Consider the following 1012-nt stretch of genomic DNA (forward strand, 5'->3'; position numbering starts at 1 on the left):
GCGCATCAACACCGACCCGATGATGGACAGCCTCCAGAAACGACTCGGGCGGGGTGGGGGCGTGAGGATTGCATCCGCCGGATCCGGTGATAGCGCGACTCGGCCCGGGTGTGTGCCGCCGGGAGAGGGCTGGACGACAGCCCCTGGCAGTGCCTTCCCGCGCTGCCAGGGGCTGTTGCACGTCGGGACGTTACCCGCCGGGCGGCCGGGCCGCCTACCCCCATGTCCCGAATAGGTCACGAATCGGTCACGACGGGAAGGTATCCATGCGGGTATTTTTTCTCCGCTCCGGAGCGGTCCCGGCCGCCGGTAACCCTTGCTCAGGTGACGGTTTTCGGCGGTCGGCTCGCTCGACTCCGGCGTGCGCGTTGGCGGCAGGCAGCGCCGCAGTACCGCCGGGGTCGGGGGGCCGGGAACATCCGCCACCGAGTGGGGGCACACGTCGATGTCGATTCCCGCACCGTCACCGTGGACCCGGACTTCGACCCCGTCCACGCCCAGACGTACTCCGCTGTCGGTGGGGTGTGGGCGGACCGATCAGGGGTTCGGAGCCTGCGAGGCGCGTTTCTCGGTGATTCGGTCACGGACCTCGTTCCAGGACATGGGCAGTTCCTCTGCCGGAGCGGTGAAGAACGTGAAGGTGGCCTCGCGCATGACTTTTCGCTTGCGCGTGATGGTCGATTTATGCGGCTCGGCGCTCGCATAGGCGTAGATGGCGGCCCTGTCTGTCCAGGCGGAGTAGGTCCAGAAGGTTCCTTTCAGCATCTCCGCCTTCAGCGCGACGCCGAGGATTCCCGGTGAGCGGCGGGCCTGACGCAACAGGATCAGTGAGGAAATCAAGAACCCCGGGGCATGCAGAAGTGACTTGACCTCTAGGCGGGAGGCCATGCACTGCACTTCTGGTGCGGGGGGTGGGTTGAGTGTCATCCACGGAAGCGTGGGCATGGGGGGCCGCCCTTTCGGTGAAGCGTCGATGGGTCGTCATAGTGACAACTTCATAGTGACAACGTCG

Annotated in this window: 1 protein-coding gene; it reads right to left on the reverse strand. The window is 65.9% G+C overall.

Translation table 11 applies throughout. From position 1 onward, the window contains the following. Positions 1 to 537 precede the first annotated feature (537 nt). On the reverse strand, positions 538 to 927 hold the full coding sequence (locus ON20_RS25805; protein ID WP_218002609.1) for a hypothetical protein: 390 nt from the start codon (positions 925 to 927) through the stop codon (positions 538 to 540). Between the last annotated feature and the right edge of the window lie 85 nt (positions 928 to 1012).

The sequence above is a fragment of the Nocardia brevicatena NBRC 12119 genome, assembly GCF_000308495.1.
Lineage (GTDB): Bacteria > Actinomycetota > Actinomycetes > Mycobacteriales > Mycobacteriaceae > Nocardia > Nocardia brevicatena.

Bases quoted from the DNA above. Each gene is read 5' to 3' on its own strand.
- ON20_RS25805 (WP_218002609.1), bottom strand. From the start codon at position 927: ATGACACTCAACCCACCCCCCGCACCAGAAGTGCAGTGCATGGCCTCC.